Genomic DNA, 20,061 nt, shown 5'->3' with positions numbered 1-20,061 from the left:
GATCAGCCCCGGAACACGATCGCCGGATCGACGACCAGCACGCGGCGCACGGACGCGAAGCTCGCCGCCGCGATGATCAGCAGCACGGCGGCCGCCACGCCGATCGCGACTTCGGCGGGCAGCGCCAGCCCGCGCAATTCGATGCTGATCTTCGGCACGAATTCGAAGAACGCGGCGGCAAAGCCGATGCCGATCGAATAGCCGGTGATCGCCGCCACACCCGCCTGCAACAGCACCATGCGCAGAATGGCGAGATTGCCCACGCCGATCGCTTTCAGCGCGCCGAACTGGCGCAAATTCTCGACCACGAACAGGAAAAAGGTCTGGCCGACGATCGCGGCACCGACGATGAAGCCGAGCGCGATCGTGATCCCGAAATTGATCGGGATGCCGGTGTTGCGCAGAAAGTAGTTCATCGTCTTGTCGACGAAGCCGGCGCGCGTCAGCCCTTGCAAGCCGGTGTCGCGGGTGACGCGCGCGGCGACGTCTTCGGCGTTATGGCCGGGGGCGGCGCGCGCGATCACGTAACTCAACTGGCTGCGCCGTGGCTGGGCGACGTTCAACGCCTGCGAATAGCGCATAACCACGACCGGCGCGGTGGTGAACGGCGCCCCCGCTTCGGTGATCGCGACGACCTTCACGCGGCGGTCGTTGATCTCCACCTCGCGCCCCAGATCGAGTTTCACGCCCGGCCACAGTCGGCCGAAACCCGCGCGATCGATGGCGATCGCGTCGGGCTGATGCAGATCTTCGATCTTGCCCAGCAGGATTTTGCGCGGCGCGCCGGTCAGCGTGGCGTCGTCCACGCCCAGCATCATCACCTGTTCGAGGATTCCGTCGGGCGAGCGCGCGGTCGACATCGCGCGATAGAAAGGCAGCGCCCAGGCGACCCCTTCGACCGAGCGCACCCGATAAAGCTGCGTGTCGGTCAACGGCTCGGTCACGTCGGAATATTTGACGCGCGGGTCCATGACCCACAGATCGGCTTCCTGCACGTCGACGATCTGGCTGACCGTGCGCCCGAGCACGCCGACGAACAGCCCCGCCTGCTGCGCCATCAGCAGCGTGGCGAAGGCGATGCCGAACACCAGGCCCAGATACTTGCCTGGATCGCCGAACAACATGCGCAAAGCGACTTTGCCCATCGGGGCGACGGTCCTTCGTAAAAATGAAACGAAACGGTTTCGTTTAAAATACCGATGTGCTAGAAAACGTCAAGTCGCATGAAAAAACCCGCCCAACCCCGCCCCCGTCCCGGCCGCCCCAAAAAGGGCAGCGAGCGCGCGCGTCGCGACGCGATCCTCGACGCCGCGTTGGCCGAATTCGCCGCGCGCGGCTATGGCGCCACCACGCTGGATGGTATCGCCAAGCGCGCGCGCACGGCCAAACGCACGCTTTACGAGACCTTCGGCGGAAAGGAACGCCTGTTCCAGGCGGCGGTGTCGCGCGTGTCGGGCACGGTGATCGCACCGCTGGTCCCGCCGCAAGACGGCGAAATGCCGCCGTTGCGCGACATGCTGACGCAGGCGGCGTTCATCGCAATCTCGACGATCTTTACGGCCGAAAAAGCCGCGATCTATCGGATGGTGGTGGGCGAAGCGCCCGCCTTCCCGGAACTCGCGGCGAATTTCTACGCGGCCGGGGTCGGCACCGCCATTCCGCGCATCGCCGCGGCGCTGAAACACGCGATGACGCGCGGCGAGATCCGCGATTGCGATCCGTTGGCCGAGACCAAACGCCTGGTCAGCCTATTCATCGGCGAACCGCATTTGCGCTTCGTGCTGGGCCTCGACCCCGCCCCGACCAAAGCGCAAGCGCGCAAACGCGCCGAAACGGTCGTCGATTTTTTCCTGCGCGCGTTAGCGCCGCGATAAGGCCGGCCAATTGGCGTCGGCTTTGGCGATATTGGCGGCGCGCGACATATCCCAGCGCAGCTGAACGAAGCGCGAGTAGTTGAGATAGAGCTTGCCGTCGACGATGCGCCACGCGTCGGGATCGATGGGTGCCGTGTAGTTGTTCGCGACCGCCCAGGCGCAGAAGCCGCCATATTGCGGCGCGTAGCGGGCCGGATCGGCGGCGAAGGCGTCGCGGTTTTGGGCGGAGGCGAAATGCCACGTCGCCCCGTTCCAGTCGTGGCGGAATTCCGGCTTGCCCGGCACCGCGTCGCCCGCCGTGAAATAGGCGACGACATCGGTCCCGCGCAAAGCCACGCCGTTTTCGGCGAAGACCGTATCGGCGGCGGCGGGCCGCGCTAACGCCAACACCAGCAGGATCAGGGCAAGAAACCGGGCCATATCGATGTTTCGCACCCGCCGAACCGGAGGTTACATCCCGCCCAGATGCGGCGCGGCGAGGTAATCCTCCGACTGCATTTCGTGCAATCGGCTGGCGGTGCGTTGGAACTCGAACGCGTGATCGCCCGACGGATGCAAACGGTCGGGCGCGTCTTCCGCCGCCATGACCAGCTTGCAGCGATGTTCGTAAAGCGCGTCGATCAGCGTCACGAAGCGGCGCGCTTCGTTGCGGTTATCGGGTTTCAGCAACGGCACGCCGTCCAGCACCAGCGTGTGGAAGTTCTTGGCGAGGACCAGATAATCCGCCGCTCCCAGCGCCTTCGTGCAGAGCGGATCGAATTGGCAGAACGCGACGCCGCCGCCCGCGCGCGGAATGTCGAGATCGCGGCCCGACACGTCGAGCGTCACCGGGCCAACGCTGGCGCCCTCGGTCAGCGTGGCGAACGCCTTCTCCAACTGCGCGGTCGAGCGATCGCCCACCGGCCAGTGATAGACCGGCATGCCCCGGATGCGGATACGCCGATAATCCTGGCCGCCATCGAGTTCCAGCACGTCGAGCTTCGATTTCAGCACCGCGATCGCGGGCAGGAACAATTCGCGCTGCAAGCCGCCGTTATAAAGATCGTCGGGCGCGATATTCGACGTCGCGACGACGACCACGCCCTTCTCCAGCATCGCGCCGAACAAGCGGCCCAGGATCATCGCGTCGGCGATGTTGGTCACCTGGAATTCGTCGAAGCACAGCAGCCAGGCTTCGTCGGCCAGCGCCGCGGCGAGCGGGGGAATGGGGGCGCCGTCGCCCTTCTTCGCCTCGCCCGATTGGCGCCAGGCATGGATGCGCGCGTGCACCTCCAGCATGAATTCGTGGAAATGCACGCGGCGTTTCTTTTCGACCGGGGCGGCCGCGAAGAACATATCCATCAGCATGGATTTGCCGCGCCCGACGCCGCCGAACATATAAAGTCCCATCGGCGGCGCGCCCGCTTGCTCCAAGCCGAACTTGCGCGCGAAACCGAGCGACGCGCGCCAGAAGCCGGGGCGCGGATCGGGCTTATAGGTCGCGAGGGCGCGCAACAACGTGCCGAGTTTTTCCACGGCCAAAGCTTGCGCGGGATCGGGCTTGATCTCGCCCGCCGCGATCCGCGCACGATAGGATTCGAGCAGCGCGTTCAAATTTCCAACAACTCCGATACGAAAGCGGGCACCAGATCCGTGGCCTTGCCGTAACGTTTTTCGGCGAAGGCGGAGGCGACGTCGGACGGTTCGAGATTAAGCTCGATCGTGCGCGCACCGGCCGCGTTCGCGTGTTCGACCAAACCGGCGGCGGGATAGACCGAACCCGACGTGCCGATCGACACGAAGATATCGCAGGCTTCGACCGCCGCGATCGCTTCGTCCATGAAGAACGGCATTTCATTGAACCACACGACATGCGGGCGCAGCGTGCCGATTTCGGCGCAGGCAATACACGTACTGGCAGCGCCCAAATCGCCGCGCTCTTCCGCCACGTTGCCGCAAGCGAAGCAGCGCGACTTCAGCAGCTCGCCATGGATCGCGAGGATGTTCTTGGAGCCCGCGCGCCGGTGAAGGTCGTCGATATTCTGCGTGACCAGCGTCACCGTGCCTTGCCATTCGGCTTCGAGCCGCGCCAAGGCCAGATGCGCCGCGTTGGGCTGGATCGCCGGAAGTTGCAGCGCGTGGCGGCGCATATTGTAGAAGGCTTGCACGAGCTGCGGATTCCGGACAAAAGCCGAGGGGGTCGCGACATCTTCGATCCGCACCTGCGACCACAGGCCGCCAGCGTCGCGGAACGTATCGATGCCCGACTCCTTCGAAATTCCGGCCCCGGTAAGGATGACGATCGAACCCGCCATGACGCCGCAAATTACCAGTCTGCTGTTCGTGTGCACGGGAAATATCTGCCGCTCGCCCACCGCCGAGGGCGTGATGCGCAAAATGGCCCGGGATGCGGGCCTCAGCTTGCGCATCGAATCCCGCGCCACCCATGGCTACCATATCGGCGAACCGCCCGATCCGCGCACGATCCGCCATGCCGCGACGCGCGGCTACGATCTTTCGCCCCAGCGCGCGAAGAAGCTCGCCCCCCGCGATTTCGCCGAATTCGACCTGATCCTGGCTTGCGATTCGGGCCATTACGAAATCCTGGAATCGCTGGCGCCGGACGGCGCGAAAATTGCCATGTTCCGCCAGGACGGCAGCGACGTGCCCGACCCTTACTATGGCGGGGCAAAGGGCTTCGACGAGGTGCTCGATATCGTGGAACGCGAATGCGCCAGATTGATCCGGGAATTGCGCTAAGCGCGCGCATCGAAGCGGCCGCCGGGTCGCCGGTCGCGCGCACCGCACCGATGGGCGGCGCGCATGGCGCGTCGTTGCTTGCCGTCGATCTCGCCGACGGTCGCCGTTTGGTCGCCAAGACGGGCACGGGCCTCGCGCCCGAAGGCTTCTGCCTGTCCTATCTCGCGCGCGCGACGGTCTGCCCCGTACCGCAATTGCTGCTGGCCGACGACGATCTGCTGCTGATGGCACATATCGACGGATCGACCGGTGCGGCGGGCAAAGACGCGCAGCGCGATTTGGCGCGTGTACTGGCCGAGCTTCATACGATCGTCGGTCCGCGCTACGGCTTCCCGCGCGCGACACCGCATGCCGGTTTCTTGCAGCCCAATGATTGGGACCGCGATTGGCATCGCTTCTATGGCGAGAAGCGCTTGATGTTCGTCGCCCGCCAGATCGATAGCGATATCGCGCGGCGCGTCGAAAAACTCGTCGCGCGGCTGCCCGATCTGCTGCCCCAACCCAAAGCGCCGGGCTTGATCCACGGCGATTTGTGGGGCGGCAATATCATCAGCCGCGACGGGTGCATCGCCGCCTTCGTCGATCCGTCGCTTTACTTCGCCGATCCGGAAATCGAGATCGCGTTCCTGACGCTGTTCGGCGATGTCGGCGACGACTTCCTCGCGGTCTATAACGAACGCCGCAAGCTCTCGCCCGATTTCCGCGAAACGCGGCGCGATCTTTATTGCTTGTGGCACCTGCTGGTGCATTTGAAGCTGTTCGGCGGATCGTATCGCGCGCAAGTCGACGCGATTTTGAATCGCTTCGTCTAATCGCGCAGGAAGAACGCGGCTTCTTCGGTATAGACCGCCCCGCCCGGGCGGCGCAGGCTGGAATAGAGCGCGAAGCTGTCGATGCGGATCGGCCCTGCTTTGAACAGCGCGTTCTCGATCAGGAAATCCTGGACCTTGCCCAGTGGTGCCCCATCGAGCCGCGCCAGCGTGACATGCGGCAGGAATTTGCGGGGCTCGTTGGCGAAGCCTTCCTTGCGGCAGGCTTCGTCGACTTTGCGATGGAGCATGTCGAGTGCGTCCGAATGCTTCACGCCCGCCCAGAGGGCGCGCACCTCGTCGCCGGTTTTGAAATGGCCCACGCCGGCAAGCTCGATATCGAACGGCTTGTGGCGAATCGCCATCAACGCGTAGGCGAGGTCTTCGGCCTTATCTTCCTGCGTTTCGCCGACGAAGCGCAAAGTCAGATGATAATTGTCGCTCTCCACCCAATCGGCCCCCGGCACACCCGCGGCGATCGCATCCAATCGCGCGCGGATGTCCTCGGGAAAGCCGAGAGCGACGAAGAGCCTTATCACGTCACGGGCAGGGGTTTGGATTGCCGGCGTGGATCGCGTCGAGCTTGGCGCGCAGCTCGGGCGAGATCGCGACGTCGATCGCCGCGATATTCGTTTTGAGCTGTTCTACGCTGGTGGCGCCGACGATCGCCGCCGTGACGAAAGGCTGCGCCGCGACGAAGGCAACCGCCATCTGGGCGGGATCGAGCCCGGCTTCGCGCGCGGCGGCCACGTATAGCTTCGCCGCCGGTTCGGCGCGCGGTGTGGAATAACGCTTGAAGCGTTCGAACAGCGTCAGGCGCGCATTCGCGGGCTTGGCGCCGTCGAAATACTTGCCGGTCAGCACGCCCATGCCGAGGACGGAATAGGCGAGCAGGCCGACCTTTTCCTTGATCGCGATTTCGGCGAGGCCGATTTCGAAACTGCGATTGAGCAGCGAATACGGGTTCTGGATCGACGCGATGCGCGCGCCCAGGCCCTTGTCGGCCGCGCGCAAATAGTCGAGCAAGCCCCACGGCGTTTCGTTCGACGCGCCGAACCAGCGGATCTTGCCTTCCTTGACGAGCTTTTCCATCGCCCCGGCGGTCTCGGCCAAGGGCGCCCCCTGATCCGCACCTTCCTTATGCGCGTAGTCGAGCACGCCGAAGCGATTGGCCGGACGGTCGGCCGAATGCGCCTGATAAAGGTCGATGTAATCGGTTTGCAGGCGCTTCAACGACGCTTCCACCGCCGCGCGGATCGAGGCCTCGTTGAGCGGCTGGCCGGGGCGGATGTGATCGTTGCCCATCGAACGGCTGGCGACCTTCGTGGCGACCACGATTTTGTCGCGCTTGGCTTTATTTTTGGCGAGCCACGTGCCGAGATATTCCTCGGTGCGGCCGTAGGTCTCCTTCTTCGGCGGCACGGGATACATTTCCGCCACGTCGATGAAATCGACGCCCATCTCCAGCGCCAGATCGATTTGCGCGTGGGCGTCCGCTTCCGAATTCTGCTGACCCCAGGTCATGGTGCCCAAGCAAATGCGCGAGACCTTCCGGCCGGTCGTTCCGAGTTCGACGTATTTCATTTTTATCCTGAGAGGGGATGGTTATCCGAACAACGCAAGGACGCCGGTATAACCGTAGAGGCGCGCGTTGGAAATCTCGCCGTTGCAGAACATCCCGGCGATCGGGATGTCGCCCAGCGTTTCGCGCAACAGCGCGCGCTCGGCCGAATCGGGCCCGAACATGTTGGGCCCGCGCGCCAGGCACGAGAAATAAAGCCCGGCTTTCGGTTTGTTCAGACGCGCCTTCGTGCGCGCGAGCATACGCGCCAAATCCTGCGCGGCCGCTTCTTCGTCGCGGCGCACGAAGAACACGCGGTCGCCCGGCTCCACCGTATGGCCGACCGCGATCAAGCCGTTATCGGGATCGATGCCGGTCAGATGGCGCACGAGATAATCGTTGGTGTCGCTGCCCGGCGTGGGGAACGCGAGCAGCGTGCTCATCGCCGCTTGGCGCAGATCGCCGCCGGGGCGCACGCCCGCGGCTTCGCGGAACAAGTCGAGCGCGTCGCGCCCGTCGATCTCGGCGATCACGTTATCCTCGGCCGAGGTCACGCGATGCACGGGGCCGAGTGCGGCGCACCCCTGGCTCAACCCGACCGACACATTGACGTCGCCGGCGATCAACACGCCCGACAGGCCTTCGTCGACGACGCGGCCGGCGATCTGCGCGAAACCGTCGTCGCCCGACGACAAGCCGCCGACGAGATAGGCGCCGCTCGTTTCCGCGAGATCGGCCAGCGTGTCGGCGATGTTGGGCAAACGCGGATCGGCATGAACCACGCCCAAGGCCGGGCGCTTATCCGCGATCCAGGCTTCGAGATCGGCGGGGGTTTCGCCGGGCTGGGTCAAATTCGGCACGAGGCGATAGGCGTTCTTCGGCAGGTCGAGGGCGAGCGCCGCCAAAGCGGGCTGGCCGAAGACTTCCGTATCGCCGACGATGCCCAGGCCCACCGAGCCCGTCCAATCGCCGATACCCGAGATGCGTTTGACGACGGCGAGGATTTCCTCGAGCTGCCCGGCAAGCGCGCCGGTTGCATATAAAAACCCGAGCGTACCGCCAGGCAGATCGCGCGCCAGTTTCTCGCCAAGCTCGACGGCGAGCTTGCCCCAATCCTCGGCATTCGTGCCGACGGCTTGGGCGAAGGCGATTGACGGGGCGATCTGCTTCATGGTCGCCTATCCTTGCGCGGAACCGGCCTTACCGCCACGAAAAAGGAGGCGTTCCTTTGCCGCCGATCATCGCTTTCCATACCGCGGCCGCGTTGACCGCACTGATCCTCGGCATCGCCATCTTGCTGCGGCCCAAGGGCACGGCCGTGCATAAGCTGACCGGGCGTATCTGGGTCGCGGCGATGGCGATCACGGCGGTCACGTCGTTCTGGATTCAGGAATTGCGCGGCGGCGCCGGCTTCAGCTGGATCCATATCCTGTCGATCGTCACGCTGATTGGCCTCGCGCGCGCGATCTACGCGATCCGCCACGGCAACGTGAAAGCGCATCAACGCGCGATGATCAGCGTGTTCGCGGGCGTGATGATCGCGGGCGCGTTCACGCTGCTGCCGGGCCGCATCATCGGCGGCTGGTTGTTCGGCGGTTAGCTTCCCGCCAGCAGCTTGCGCACGGCGGGCAGGATATTGGCGACCATCACGTCCACGCCTTGCGGGTTGGGATGGATGCCGTCGCCAAGATTGAGTTCGGACTTCGCCGCGACACCTTCCAAGAAGAACGGATAGAGCGGCACGCCGTGCTTGGCGGCGAGGCGCGGAAACACGGCCGCGTATTTGTCGCGATAGTCGCTGCCCATGTTGGGCGGCGCCAGCATGCCCGCGAGCAGCGTCTTGACGCCCTTTTCCTTCATGCGCGTGAGGATGCGATCGAGATTGCGTTCCATCGCGTCGGGATCGAGACCGCGCAGACCGTCATTCGCCCCCAGCGCCACGATCGCGAATTCGGGCGGGCGTTGCCCGAGCGCCCAATCGACGCGCGTCAACCCGCCCGCCGACGTGTCGCCCGAGACGCCGGCGTTGATCACCTGGATCGATACACCTTGTGCGCGCAGAGCCGCTTCCAGGCGCTGGGGAAATGCCTCGCGCGCCTGAATATTGTAACCCGCCGACAGCGAATCGCCCAAAACCAGCAAACGCGGCGCCGGGCTTGGGGTTTGCGCCGCCGCCGGAACGGCCGCCATCAGCGCGATTCCGGCCAGGAACGCGTTGAAAGCCCGGCGCGTTCGACCATATCCCTGAGATTCGCGCGCCATTCCGGGGTACCCTTCCTTCATGTCCCAAACCATCGATCCGATCCTGCGCCTCGCGGGCGTCCATCTGAAGCTGGCGAGCCAAGCGGGCGAGGTCAATATCCTGCGTGGCGTCGATTTATCGGTCGCACCGGGCGAAACTGTGGCGGTGGTCGGTCCGTCGGGCTCGGGCAAGTCGACGATGATGATGATCGTCGCCGGGCTGGAACGCCCCACGCAAGGCGAGGTGCATGTCGCCGGCCAGAACCTGACGACGTTGGACGAGGACGGTTTGGCGCTGTTCCGCCGGCGCTCCATCGGCATCGTCTTCCAGGCCTTCCATCTGATCCCGACGATGACGGCGCTGGAAAACGTCGCGATCCCGCTGGAATTCGCGGGTGACGCCAAAGCCTGGGTCAAGGCGAAGGCAGCACTTGAGTCGGTGGGTCTCGGCCATCGCCTGACGCATTATCCGGGCCAAATGTCCGGCGGCGAACAGCAGCGCACGGCGCTGGCGCGCGCGGTCGTCGCCGAACCCAAATTGCTGCTGGCGGACGAACCCACCGGCAATCTCGACGCGACGACGGGGGTGGGCATCGTCGATCTGATGTTCGATCTGCAGAAGAGATTCGGCACATCGTTGCTGCTGATCACCCATGACGCGACGCTGGCGCGGCGCTGCGACCGCGCGGTGCGGATGGATGACGGGCGCTTGTCGCCGTTGAACGCCGATCTCGCCGCGGCGGATTGAGCATATGACCCCAGAAGCCAATCCCGCGCGTTGGAGCCTCGCCATCGCCCTTGCCCGCCGTGAGCTTCGCGGCGGCGTGAAGGGTTTCCGCGTGTTCATGGCGTGCCTGATGCTGGGGGTCGCCGCCATCGCGGGCGTGGGCTCGCTGGCCGAGGGCGTGCGCGAAGCCTTGCGCCAAGATGCGCGCACGATTTTGGGCGGCGACGTCGAACTCGCCTTCACGCATCGCGAGGCGACGGCGGATCAATTGGCGTTTATCCGCGAAAGCGGGCGCGTGACGGTCGTCGCCGAAATGCGCGCGATGACGCGCACCGACAACGAACGCCTGCTGAGCGAGCTTAAAGCCATCGACCCGGCGAATTATCCGCTGCTCGGCACGGTCGGCTTGTCGGGCGAGACCGATCTCGACAAGGCCTTGGCGCAAAGCGCCGGCGGCGTGTGGGGGGCGGCGGTCGAACGCAGCTTGATGAACCGCCTGGGCATTTCGCTGGGCGATCGCTTCCAGGTCGGCGACGGCACCTATCAAGCGCGCGCCATCGTCGAAAGCGAGCCCGATCGCTCGGCCAATATCTTCACGCTGGGGCCGCGCGTGATGGTCGCCATCGCGTCGCTCGGGCAAACGCAGCTCGTCCAGCCCGGCGCGTTGATCCGCTACGAATATCGCATCGTGCTGAACGATCCCGCGAACGCCGCCAACTGGGTCGAAGCGCTGAAGGCGCGTTTCCCCGATGCGGGCTGGCGCATTCGCGGCACGACCGAAGCAGCGCCTGGCTTGCAGCGCTGGGTCGACCGTATCGCGATGTTCCTGACGCTGGTGGGTTTGACCGCGTTGCTGGTCGGCGGCGTGGGTGTGGCGAACGCCGTTCGCGCCTATCTCGACGGGCGCACGGCGACGATCGCGACGCTGAAATGCCTGGGCGCCCCCGGCGCACTGATCATGCGCGTTTATTTGCTGCAGATCCTGACGCTGGCCGCCATCGGCATCGCGGCGGGGCTTGTCATCGGCGCGTTCGTGCCCGCGGCGATTGCCCCCTTGATCGCGGATCGCCTGACCATCGAAGCGCGCCAAGGATTTTATCCGCTGCCGCTATTGCTGGCGTTGGCGTTCGGCCTGCTGACGGCACTGGCGTTTTCGCTGTGGCCCTTGGCACGCGCGCGCGAAGTGCCGCCCGCCGCCTTGTTCCGCGATCTGATCGCCCCCGTCCGGCGCTGGCCGCGCGCGCACTACGTGTTCTTCGTCGCGGCGGCGATCCTGGCGCTGGCGGGGCTTGCCGTCGTCGCGTCGATCGACAAGCGCTTGGGCGCGGCGTTCTGCGTGGCCGCCGCCGGCACGTTCGTGTTGTTCCGCATCGCCGCCTATGGCGTGCAGCGTTTGGCGAAATCCGCGACCGGTGTGCGCCATCCGGGATTGCGCTTGGCACTCGCCAACATGCATCGCCCCGGCAGCCCCACACCGGGCATCGTGCTGTCGCTGGGTTTGGGCCTGACGGTGTTGACGTTGATCGCCCAAGTGCAGGGCAATTTCAGCCGCCAGATCGCCGAGCAATTGCCGCAGATGGCGCCGTCGTTCTTTTTCATCGATATCCAGCCCGACCAGATCGAAGATTTCACCGCGTTGGTGAAGGCGCATCCGGGTGTCGGCGAAATCCGCGAAGTGCCGTCCTTGCGCGGGCGCATCACGCGCATCAACGGCGTGCCGGCCGAACAGGCGACGATCGCGCCCGATGCGCGCTGGGCGGTGGGCAACGACCGGGGCTTGACCTATACGGGCAAGATGCCGGCGGGCACGCGCCTCGTCGCGGGCGAATGGTGGCCGGAGAATTATTCGGGCCCGCCGCTCGTGTCGTTCGACGCGCAAATCGCGCAAGGCATGGGCTTGAAGGTCGGTGACACGCTGACGCTGAACGTGCTGGGTGTGGAGATCGACGCGACGATCGCCAATCTGCGCGCCGTCGATTGGACCAGCCTGGGCATCAATTTCACGCTGACCTTCGCGCCCGGCACGCTGGAAGGCGCACCCCAAACCTGGATCGCCACCGCGCAAGTCGCGGAGACTCAGGAGGACGATCTGGAACGCGCGGTCACGCAGCGTTTCTCCAATGTCTCGTCGATCCGGGTGAAGCGGGCGCTGGCTACCGCCCAGGAAACGATGGAAGGGATCGCCGCCGCCGCGCGCGTCACCGCCGCGATCACGCTGGTCGCGGGCGTGCTGGTGCTGGCGGGCGCGATCGTCGCCACGCATCGCCGGCGCGTTTACGACGCGGTCGTCTTGAAGGCGTTGGGGGCGACGCGCGCCGATGTGATGCGCGCCTTCCTGGCGGAATTTGCGCTACTGGGGGCAGCCGCCGCAATCGTTGCGGCGCTGGTCGGCACGCTCGCCGCCTGGGGTTTGATCACCGAATATATGCGCGTCGAGTTCGTGCCGCTGCCCGGAACGATCTTCGGCACGGTGCTGGGGGCGGCCGTGGTTGTGATGCTGCTGGGCCTGGGCGGCACATGGCGCGCACTCGGCCAGAAAGCGGCGCCGTTGCTGCGCAACGCCTGATCGGCACGTTCATATCTTCGCAACCTTATTCACATAAGATCCATGGATAAATTTCGGGTGACAATCTCGCCGGAGCCATGGAATGTTCGAGGCCGAACGATGTGAAAAGGGGTCCGCGATCTTGGGCTCGAACACCGGCGATCGGGACGAAACATTGGACGCGCCGGCGATGCGCGCGATCTTGGACGCGCTGCCCGCCTTCGTGAACGTCAAGGATCGCGACAGCCGTTACGTTTATATGAACGCGTTCCAGGCATCGACCTACGGTACGACGCCGAATGCGGCGCGCGGAAAATCGGCGTCGGAACTTTTGGGCGCGGAATACGGCAACTATACCGGCAGCATCGACGCGATGGTGCTCGAGACGGGATTGACGCTCGCCAATTACGACGAGCATTACGCCGGCGCCGACGGCAACAAGCGCGATTGGCTGACGACCAAACTGCCCTGGCGGGGCGCCGACGGCGCCGCGCGCGGCGTCGTCACGATCTCGCTGGACGTGACCGACAAGAAAGCGTCGGAACGCGCGCTGGCCTCCGCGTTGGTGCGCTCGGAAGCGGCCAATCGCGCCAAATCGGAATTCCTGCGCAATATGAGCCACGAGTTGCGCACGCCGTTGAACGCGGTGATCGGCTTCGCCGAGATTCTGGCGAACGGCGGATTGACGCCGGCGCGCGGCGGCGAATACGCGCAAGCGATTCTGGACAGCGCCAACCGGTTGCTCGTGCAGATCGAGACGTTGATGGAGATCGCCGATCTGTCGGGCGAATCGCAGAGCCCGCCCGATCATGCGGTTTGCCCGATCGAAATCGCCGACGAGGCCGCCCAAGCGGCCACGGCCGAAGCCACTTCGCGCGGCATCGCGATCGTGCCGGAAATCGCGCCGGGCCTGCCGGGTTTGCGCGTCGAGCGCCGGGCGCTGCGCCGAATTTTCGACGCGCTGCTGTCCAACGCGATCAAGTTCGGGCGCGACGGCGGCAAAGCGCGCATTCGCATGCTGCGCGCCAATGATGGCGGCATGGCGATCGCGATCGAGGACGACGGAATCGGCATCGCGGACGAGGATTTGGAAAAATGCGTCCTGCCGTTCGAGCAGGTCGAAAAAAGCCTCGCGCGCAAGGAAAGCGGCCTGGGGTTGGGCTTGTCTTTGGCCAAGGCGCTGGCCGAGGCCCAAGGCGGCCGGCTGGTTCTAGAAAGCGAAAAAGACCGTTTCACGCGTGTGACGGTCAGTTTCCCCGCCGCGAGAATGGCGTTTTCACCGATCTAAGCTGTTGATTTCCCATATAGGGGTCAACCGCTATAGGGGCTTTCCCGGTTGAAATCGCCTGCCAATACGCCCAATATCTTCCTTGTGCCGCGATGCCTTTCGGCGTTTCGCGAATGGCCGCGCGGCGAATAAACCGGGAGCGATAGACCCCCATGTTCGAGACGAACAACCGCATTCTGACCCGCAGCGATATCGACGCCGCGACCCTGGATCAGGGCCTGCGCGCGCATATGCTGCGCGTCTACAACTACATGGCCTCGGCCGTGGCGCTGAGCGGCATCGTCGCCGCTTTGGTCGCTTCGTCCCCCGCCGCCATCCAGCTCATTTTCGGCACGCCGTTGAAATGGGCGTTCATGCTGGCGCCGCTGGCCTTCATCATGGTGATGAGCTTCCGCTTCGAATCCATGTCGAAGACGGCGATGCAGGCGCTGTTCTGGGCCTATGCCGCGTGCATCGGCGTTTCGTTCGCGGCGTTCCTGCTGGTGTTCACCGGCGCTTCGGTCGCGCGCGCCTTCTTCATCTCGGCCGCGATGTTCGCGGGCATGAGCCTTTACGGCTACACGACCAAGGCCGACCTGACGAAGTTCTCGACCTTCCTGATCATGGGCGTGTTCGGCTTGCTGATCGCGTCGGTCGTGAACATCTTCGTCGGCTCGACGGCGCTGCAATTCGCGATCTCGGCGATCACGGTGCTGGTGTTCTGCGGCCTGACCGCGTGGGACACGCAGCGCATCAAGGACACCTATGCCGAGTATGCGGGCACGGAGATCGAAGGCAAGCTGACGGTGATGAACGCGCTTGGCCTCTACATCAACTTCGTCGCCATCTTCCAGGCGATCCTGCACCTGACCGGCCAGCGCAACGACGAATAACCGCCGCGCTCGGCGTCTGAACAAAGAAACCCCCGGACGGGAAACCGTCCGGGGGTTTTTCGTTTCTAAATACAGCGCCCGCCGTCGACTTCGAACGCCACGCCGGTGATGAACTCGGCTTCGTCCGAGCACAGATAGAGTGCCGCGTTCGCGATATCGCGCGGCGTGGACAAGCGCCCGATCGGCACCGAGGCGCGGAACTGGGCGCGTTTCTCGGGCGTGTCCTCGCCCATGAAGGTCGCGAGCAGCGGCGTTTCGCCCGCCACCGGGCACAGGCAATTCACGCGGATCTTTTCGGGCGCCAATTCGATCGCCAGCGCCTTGGTCATGGTGATCGCCGCGCCCTTCGACGAATTGTACCAGACGAGACCCGGGCGCGGGCGCAAGCCCGCCGTCGATGCGGTGGTGAGGATAACCCCGCCGCCGCCTTGCTTGCGGAAGAGCGGCACGACCGCTTGGGTGGCCAGATAGATCGCCTTCACGTTCACGTCGAAGATGCGATCGAACGTGGCTTCGTCCACGCCGGTCAGCGGACCGTTGCGATGCGTCACACCCGCGTTGTTGACCATGATGTCGAGCCGGCCGAATTTCGCGACCGCTTCGCCGACCATCTTCGCGGTGTCGGCGGCGGAAGCGACGTCGACCTTCACGGCCGCCGCCTTGCCGCCCGCTTTGACCGTCGCCTCGGCCACGCGCCGCGCGGCGCCTTCGTCGATATCCGCGACGATCACGGCACAACCTTCCTCGGCGAAGCGCGTGACGATCCCTTCGCCGAAGCCGGACCCGCCGCCGGTGACGATCGCGACTTTATTGGCCAGACGCATAACGCCGCCCTCCCCAAGTTTCTCTTGTGGAAACTCTAGCCGTGCCGTTAGCTGCCGCGCCATGGAGAATTTGCCGATTCACTATTGGGTTTATCTGGCGCTGATTGCCGTGGCGATGGCGTGGATCGCGATTCGGGGATTGCGTGCCGCCGATCCGTCGGCGCGCCGGCTGGCGGGTCTGGCGCTTTCGCTGCTGGCGACGACCGCCTTGTGGCTGGGCTTGCCACTGGCCGCCCAACATATCGCCAGCCCGTTCCTGCAAGGCATCGTGCAGGATCTGGCGCGCGTCTTCGGCGTGGCGTGGTGGCTCAGCCTCAGTCTGCTCGCGTGGGTCGGCATGGAGCGTTTCGTCTGGCGCGGGCTCGACAAACGCGGCGTGCAAGTGCCCAAGCTGCTGAAGGACGTGGTGCGCGCGCTGGTCGCGGTGCTGTCGCTGTTCGGCGTCGTGTCGGCGGCGTCCGACCAGCCGCTGACCGGCATGCTGGCGGCGTCGGGCGTGATCGCGGTCGTCATCGGCTTCGCAATGCAGTCGACGCTGGCCGATCTGTTCAGCGGCATCGCGATCAACATCGAACGGCCCTATCGCGTCGGCCATTGGATTCAGATCGACAACGCGCTGACCGGCCAGGTCGTCGAGATCAATTGGCGCGCGACGCGCCTGCGCACCGCCGACGGCAACACGGTGGTGATGCCCAATTCCAAATTGGCGGCCGCGCAGATCGTCAATTTCGACGAGCCCGCCCCGCTCTATCGCGCCTCGCTGCAGATTCCGCTGGATGCGCGCGTCCCGCCCGGCCACGCCAAGGAAGCGCTGGTCGCCGCCGCGCTCAAATCGACGCGCGTGCTGACCAGCCCGCCGCCCTTCGTCGAAACCAAGGAGATCCGCGATACGACGGTGTTGTACGAGGTCCGCTACTGGGTCGATTCCTACGCCGACGACACCGCGATCCGCGACGAGGTCGCGACGTCGGTGTGGTACGCGCTGGACGCCGCCGGGATTTCGCCGGGCCAGCCTTTGCGCACCGATCCGGGCTTGGCGGAGCGCGTGCTCGAACATGTCGATTTGTTCCGCGAAGTGCCCGCTGAAATGCGCGCGCGCGTGGCCGCCGCGGCGCGACGCGAAGTTTTCCACGCGGGCGACGAAGTCGTGCGCCAGGGCGAAGACGATCGCTCGCTATTCGTGGTCGCGCGCGGCGTGTTCGAGGTGAGCTTGCACGCGAACGGCGCCAAGCGCGCCGTGGCGCGGCTGGGCACGGGCGATTTCTTCGGCGAGATGTCGCTGCTGACCGGCGAGTCGCGCAGCGCCAACGTCGTCGCCTTGTGCGACACGATCGCGCTGGAGATTTCGGCCGAAGCGCTCGCCCCGCTGCTGCAATCCGATCCCGAATTCGCGCGCCGCTTGGGCGAGGTCGTGCTCGACCGCCGCCAGATGAACGATGCGGCGTTGCGCGCGATGACGCCCGCCGCGCGCCGCTCCGCCAAGCGCAACCAGGTCGACGCGTTTCTGGCGCGCATGAACGCCTATTTCGGGATCGACTAAAGCCCGCTTCCCGGGGCCAGACGTTTCCCGGGCACCAGCGCGCGGCCGATCACGTTCCAACCCAGGCCCACATCGCGCAAACAAGCCGCGATGCCGATCGCGTAGCTGCGCGCGAAACGCATCGACGCGGGCGGCAGGAATGTTTCCAACGCCGCCGCATCCCCGTTGCCCGCGACGGCGCGGGCACATGCATCGAGCACCGCCGCTTCGTCGGGCGAGATTTCGGGGCAGGCGACGCAGCGCACATCGACCGATCGGGTCGCGGTCGTGCCGATCAGCCAAGTCAGCGCTTCCAGCGTATAGGCGGCGGAGGCGACACCGTTGCGGATGAACGCCGCGTGATATTGCGCGTCGGCCGGCTTGTCCTGGCGCATCAACCCGGCGCGATAGCGGAAGCCCCACAGCACGAGCGACGCGCCCGCCGCAATTTCGCCTGGATCGCGCTCGCAGAGCGGCAGACCGTCGCATTCATGGCCGCTCATCGCGCATCGCCTTTCTTGCGCAGGCGATCCTTGGCGAGGCCGATCAGCACCGACCCCGCCCCCAGCGAAACGATCGCGCCCAAGACGACATAGCCCATGATCGCCGCTCCCCTCATCAATGGCGCCACTGCGCGGCGGCGGCCGCCGCCGGCATGACATGCGCCGCGAATTTCCAGGCGAGCGAAGCGCCGCTCGATTCCAATACGGCGGCGAGCGTGGCGACATGGGCCGCGAATTCGCCGTCGTCGCGCGGGTTCAGATCCGCGATCGCCGCGTCGAACAGATCGGCGGCGCTGGCGTGGAAGGCGCGCAACGCGCCGAGCAGTTTTTCTTCGAGGGGCGAAACCGCGCGCAACGCCAAGGGGGCCGCGATGCCGATCCCCGCGCGCGACGCCGCCGCGACCACGCATGCGAACGCCGTTTCGAGTTCGCCCGCACGCCGCGCATCGAGATTGGAAAGTTCGGCGCGGCGCAGATTTCCCGCGCGCGGCATCGCGGCCGTGTGACGCAAAGTCCAGACGACGATCTGCTCCGCCCGGCGCAACGACGCGATCGGCCGTGCTTGCGCGCCCGAGACGGCTTTGATGTCGGATTTGATCGTCATCGCTTCCTCTCCAATCTGCGACTGCGAGTCATTCGCATATTAAGATCCGAAAAAACCCGGCGCGCCGTGAAGCCCGCCGGGCATCGTGCTCCGCGTCAGCTGCCCGAGCCGGGTTCGATCTGGCTTTGCAGATAATTCTGCAAGCCGATCTGCTCGATCAGCGACAATTGGGTTTCGAGATAGTCGATATGCTCCTCGGTGTCGTCGAGGATATCGACCAGGATTTCGCGCGAGACGAAATCCTCGTGGCTCTCGCAAGTCTTGATTGCGTGCTGAAGCATCGGCCGCGCGTTGCGTTCCAGCGCCAGATCGCAATTCAAACCTTCGGGTACGGTCTCGCCCGTTTTCAGCTTGCCGAGATCCTGCAAATTCGGATGGCCGTCGAGCATCAAGATGCGCTCGATCAGCTTGTCGGCGTGCTTCATCTCCTCGATCGATTCTTCGTATTCGTGCTTGGCGAGTTTCACGAAGCCCCAATGCTTCCACATGCGCGCATGCAGGAAATACTGATTTATCGCGGTGAGTTCGTTGGTCAGCAGCTTGTTCAGCTCCGCCAGAACCGCCTTGTCGCCTTTCATCGCCGCCTCCTGAAAATACGACGCCGCTCCCGTGCGCCCCCGACGACGGGTCTAGAGCGCGCGTGACGAATTCTCAAGAACAAGGCGACGAAGGCGGCGGAAATCGCGAGCGCAACCAGCAACTGCAACGCAATCGCGAGACTCATTCGGCCGCGACCGCAAAGTTCCGGCCTTTGAGCGTGTCGTGAATTTCGCGCACGCATTTCCCGCAGCACGGTTGCGCGCCGGCGGTGCGATCGAAAATCTCGCGCACCGTGCGGCAGCCTTGCGCGCACGCGGCGTGGATTTCGCTCGAACGGATACCGTGGCAGTTGCAGATGAACATCGTGCGGGTGCTCGACAATCAAACGCGAAGGCCCGCAAATTAACGCGAATGCGAATGAGTTGCAATATCTCGCCGATGGCCGAATAAGTCACTGATCCGGAATGAAAAAGGCCGCGCCCTCGCGGACGCGGCCTTCCTTCCGAAGCCGAAAGATCAGGCTTCTTTGATCGTGTGGCGCAGCAGGCCCACGCCGGTGATTTCGACTTCCACCACGTCGCCCGCCTTCATGAATTCAGGCGGGGTGCGCGCCGCCCCCACGCCGCCGGGCGTGCCGGTAACGATCACGTCGCCCGGTTCCAGCGGGCAGAAGATCGAGATGTAAGCGATGATCTGCGGGATGTCGTGGATCAGCATGTCGATCGTCGCTTGCTGCTTCACCTCGCCGTTGACGCGCGTGGTCAGCGTCTGGCGCACGATATCCTTCTGCTCGTCCGCCGTGACCATCCACGGCCCGAAGCCGCCGGTGCCGACGAAGTTTTTGCCCGGCCCGAATTGCGAGGTGTGGCGCTGATAATCGCGCACCGAGCCGTCGTTGTAGCAAGCATAGCCCGCGACGTATTTCATCGCGTCTTCGCGCGCGATGCGCCGGCCCTTTTTGCCGATAATGACGGCAAGCTCGCCTTCCCAATCCAACCGCTCGCTTTCCTTGGGCTTCAGCATCGGTTGTTCATGGCCGATCTGGGTGTAGGCGTAGCGCATGAAGATCGTCGGATGCGCCGTGTCGGGGCGGCCCGTCTCCGCGCGATGCTCGCGATAATTCACGCCCACGCACCAGATGCGCGTGGCGTCGGGAATCACCGGCGCCCACGTGAACTTGCCGTTCTTGACGTCGGGCTTCTTGCCCTTCGCCGCGGCCTTCAATTTGGCGAGACCCATGCCCGCCAATGCCGCGCGCAAGGTCGGAAATTTTTTGCCGAACTTCTTGCCCAAATCGACGATGCCGCCCTCGACGACCGCCCCGTAGGATTCGCTCTTTCCGGCTTTGAACGACGCGAATTTCATGGCGCTTCGGATCCCCATTTTATGGTTTGGATTTAGGGTTTCTTGATTAA

General features: G+C 64.9%; 23 protein-coding genes. 9 read left to right on the top strand and 14 right to left on the bottom strand.

Annotated elements, in window-relative coordinates:
• Positions 1–2 precede the first annotated feature (2 nt).
• Complete coding sequence (locus J0H39_04220; GenBank protein ID MBN9495940.1) at positions 3–1,145, bottom strand: ABC transporter permease; 1,143 nt, start codon at positions 1,143–1,145, stop codon at positions 3–5.
• A 78-nt stretch (positions 1,146–1,223) separates the two neighbouring features.
• On the opposite strand from J0H39_04220, the gene J0H39_04215 reads away from it, so the two are divergent.
• Positions 1,224–1,874 carry a TetR/AcrR family transcriptional regulator gene (locus J0H39_04215; GenBank protein MBN9495939.1) on the top strand — a complete coding sequence of 217 codons (651 nt, stop codon included), beginning with the start codon at positions 1,224–1,226 and terminating at the stop codon, positions 1,872–1,874.
• Here the strand turns inward: J0H39_04215 and J0H39_04210 are convergent.
• Genes J0H39_04210 through cobB form a run of 3 tightly spaced genes read right to left on the bottom strand, consistent with a single transcriptional unit; the run spans position 1,860 to position 4,282 of the window.
• Positions 1,860–2,294 carry a YHS domain-containing protein gene (locus J0H39_04210; protein ID MBN9495938.1) on the bottom strand — a complete coding sequence of 145 codons (435 nt, stop codon included), beginning with the start codon at positions 2,292–2,294 and terminating at the stop codon, positions 1,860–1,862. The genes J0H39_04215 and J0H39_04210 overlap by 15 nt on opposite strands.
• Before the next feature lie 30 nt (positions 2,295–2,324).
• Complete coding sequence (locus J0H39_04205) at positions 2,325–3,467, bottom strand: AFG1 family ATPase (GenBank protein ID MBN9495937.1); 1,143 nt, start codon at positions 3,465–3,467, stop codon at positions 2,325–2,327.
• On the bottom strand, positions 3,464–4,282 hold the full coding sequence (gene cobB, locus J0H39_04200; GenBank protein MBN9495936.1) for an NAD-dependent protein deacylase: 819 nt from the start codon (positions 4,280–4,282) through the stop codon (positions 3,464–3,466). The genes J0H39_04205 and cobB overlap by 4 nt, the downstream gene beginning before the upstream one ends.
• Here cobB and J0H39_04195 point away from each other — a divergent pair.
• Entirely contained in the window at positions 4,167–4,613 is a 447-nt protein-coding gene (locus J0H39_04195; GenBank protein ID MBN9495935.1) for a low molecular weight phosphotyrosine protein phosphatase, read from the top strand. The genes cobB and J0H39_04195 overlap by 116 nt on opposite strands.
• Positions 4,583–5,425 carry a fructosamine kinase family protein gene (locus J0H39_04190; GenBank protein MBN9495934.1) on the top strand — a complete coding sequence of 281 codons (843 nt, stop codon included), beginning with the start codon at positions 4,583–4,585 and terminating at the stop codon, positions 5,423–5,425. Before J0H39_04195 ends, J0H39_04190 begins: the two co-directional genes overlap by 31 nt.
• Here J0H39_04190 and thpR read toward each other — a convergent pair.
• The 3 genes from thpR to J0H39_04175 are packed head-to-tail and all read right to left on the bottom strand — an operon-like array spanning position 5,422 to position 8,155.
• Positions 5,422–5,961, bottom strand: a complete 540-nt coding sequence (thpR, locus tag J0H39_04185; protein MBN9495933.1) for an RNA 2',3'-cyclic phosphodiesterase — start codon at positions 5,959–5,961, stop codon at positions 5,422–5,424. The genes J0H39_04190 and thpR overlap by 4 nt on opposite strands.
• A gap of 1 nt (position 5,962) precedes the next feature.
• Entirely contained in the window at positions 5,963–7,006 is a 1,044-nt protein-coding gene (locus tag J0H39_04180) for an NADP(H)-dependent aldo-keto reductase (GenBank protein ID MBN9495932.1), read from the bottom strand.
• A gap of 21 nt (positions 7,007–7,027) precedes the next feature.
• The gene (locus J0H39_04175; protein ID MBN9495931.1) at positions 7,028–8,155 is read right to left on the bottom strand and encodes an FIST C-terminal domain-containing protein; all 1,128 of its coding nucleotides are present in this window, start codon (positions 8,153–8,155) and stop codon (positions 7,028–7,030) included.
• 56 nt (positions 8,156–8,211) lie between these two features.
• Between J0H39_04175 and J0H39_04170 the strand changes: the two genes are divergently transcribed.
• Positions 8,212–8,583, top strand: a complete 372-nt coding sequence (locus J0H39_04170; GenBank protein ID MBN9495930.1) for a DUF2306 domain-containing protein — start codon at positions 8,212–8,214, stop codon at positions 8,581–8,583.
• Here J0H39_04170 and J0H39_04165 read toward each other — a convergent pair.
• Complete coding sequence (locus J0H39_04165) at positions 8,580–9,245, bottom strand: arylesterase (protein ID MBN9495929.1); 666 nt, start codon at positions 9,243–9,245, stop codon at positions 8,580–8,582. The two genes, J0H39_04170 and J0H39_04165, sit on opposite strands and share 4 nt — an antisense overlap.
• A 19-nt stretch (positions 9,246–9,264) precedes the next feature.
• Between J0H39_04165 and J0H39_04160 the strand changes: the two genes are divergently transcribed.
• From J0H39_04160 to J0H39_04145, 4 genes are all read left to right on the top strand, one after another.
• Positions 9,265–9,972, top strand: coding sequence for an ABC transporter ATP-binding protein (locus tag J0H39_04160; protein MBN9495928.1), 708 nt, complete (start codon positions 9,265–9,267; stop codon positions 9,970–9,972).
• A gap of 4 nt (positions 9,973–9,976) precedes the next feature.
• On the top strand, positions 9,977–12,517 hold the full coding sequence (locus tag J0H39_04155; protein MBN9495927.1) for an FtsX-like permease family protein: 2,541 nt from the start codon (positions 9,977–9,979) through the stop codon (positions 12,515–12,517).
• Positions 12,518–12,686: 169 nt separating this feature from the next.
• Entirely contained in the window at positions 12,687–13,784 is a 1,098-nt protein-coding gene (locus J0H39_04150) for a PAS domain-containing sensor histidine kinase (GenBank protein ID MBN9495926.1), read from the top strand.
• A gap of 152 nt (positions 13,785–13,936) precedes the next feature.
• Positions 13,937–14,656 (top strand): Bax inhibitor-1/YccA family protein, encoded by a 720-nt coding sequence (locus J0H39_04145; protein MBN9495925.1) that lies wholly within the window; start codon positions 13,937–13,939, stop codon positions 14,654–14,656.
• A 65-nt stretch (positions 14,657–14,721) separates the two neighbouring features.
• On the opposite strand, the gene J0H39_04140 is transcribed toward J0H39_04145, so the two are convergent.
• Positions 14,722–15,480, bottom strand: coding sequence for a glucose 1-dehydrogenase (locus J0H39_04140; GenBank protein MBN9495924.1), 759 nt, complete (start codon positions 15,478–15,480; stop codon positions 14,722–14,724).
• A gap of 70 nt (positions 15,481–15,550) precedes the next feature.
• Here J0H39_04140 and J0H39_04135 point away from each other — a divergent pair, with 70 nt between their 5' ends.
• Positions 15,551–17,020 (top strand): mechanosensitive ion channel, encoded by a 1,470-nt coding sequence (locus J0H39_04135; GenBank protein MBN9495923.1) that lies wholly within the window; start codon positions 15,551–15,553, stop codon positions 17,018–17,020.
• Here the strand turns inward: J0H39_04135 and J0H39_04130 are convergent.
• The 5 genes from J0H39_04130 to J0H39_04110 form a co-directional block, all read right to left on the bottom strand.
• Positions 17,017–17,502 carry a hypothetical protein gene (locus tag J0H39_04130; protein ID MBN9495922.1) on the bottom strand — a complete coding sequence of 162 codons (486 nt, stop codon included), beginning with the start codon at positions 17,500–17,502 and terminating at the stop codon, positions 17,017–17,019. The genes J0H39_04135 and J0H39_04130 overlap by 4 nt on opposite strands.
• A 115-nt stretch (positions 17,503–17,617) precedes the next feature.
• Positions 17,618–18,106, bottom strand: a complete 489-nt coding sequence (locus tag J0H39_04125) for a hypothetical protein (GenBank protein MBN9495921.1) — start codon at positions 18,104–18,106, stop codon at positions 17,618–17,620.
• Positions 18,107–18,201: 95 nt separating this feature from the next.
• Positions 18,202–18,684 carry a bacterioferritin gene (gene bfr, locus J0H39_04120; GenBank protein MBN9495920.1) on the bottom strand — a complete coding sequence of 161 codons (483 nt, stop codon included), beginning with the start codon at positions 18,682–18,684 and terminating at the stop codon, positions 18,202–18,204.
• Positions 18,685–18,826: 142 nt separating this feature from the next.
• On the bottom strand, positions 18,827–19,027 hold the full coding sequence (locus J0H39_04115; GenBank protein MBN9495919.1) for a (2Fe-2S)-binding protein: 201 nt from the start codon (positions 19,025–19,027) through the stop codon (positions 18,827–18,829).
• A gap of 135 nt (positions 19,028–19,162) precedes the next feature.
• The gene (locus J0H39_04110; protein MBN9495918.1) at positions 19,163–20,011 is read right to left on the bottom strand and encodes a fumarylacetoacetate hydrolase family protein; all 849 of its coding nucleotides are present in this window, start codon (positions 20,009–20,011) and stop codon (positions 19,163–19,165) included.
• Between the last annotated feature and the right edge of the window lie 50 nt (positions 20,012–20,061).

It is taken from the genome of Alphaproteobacteria bacterium (genome assembly GCA_017308135.1).
Lineage (GTDB): Bacteria > Pseudomonadota > Alphaproteobacteria > CACIAM-22H2 > CACIAM-22H2 > Tagaea.
Note: the sequence above shows the minus strand (reverse complement) of the source record. Positions and strands in the feature narration are given on the sequence as shown.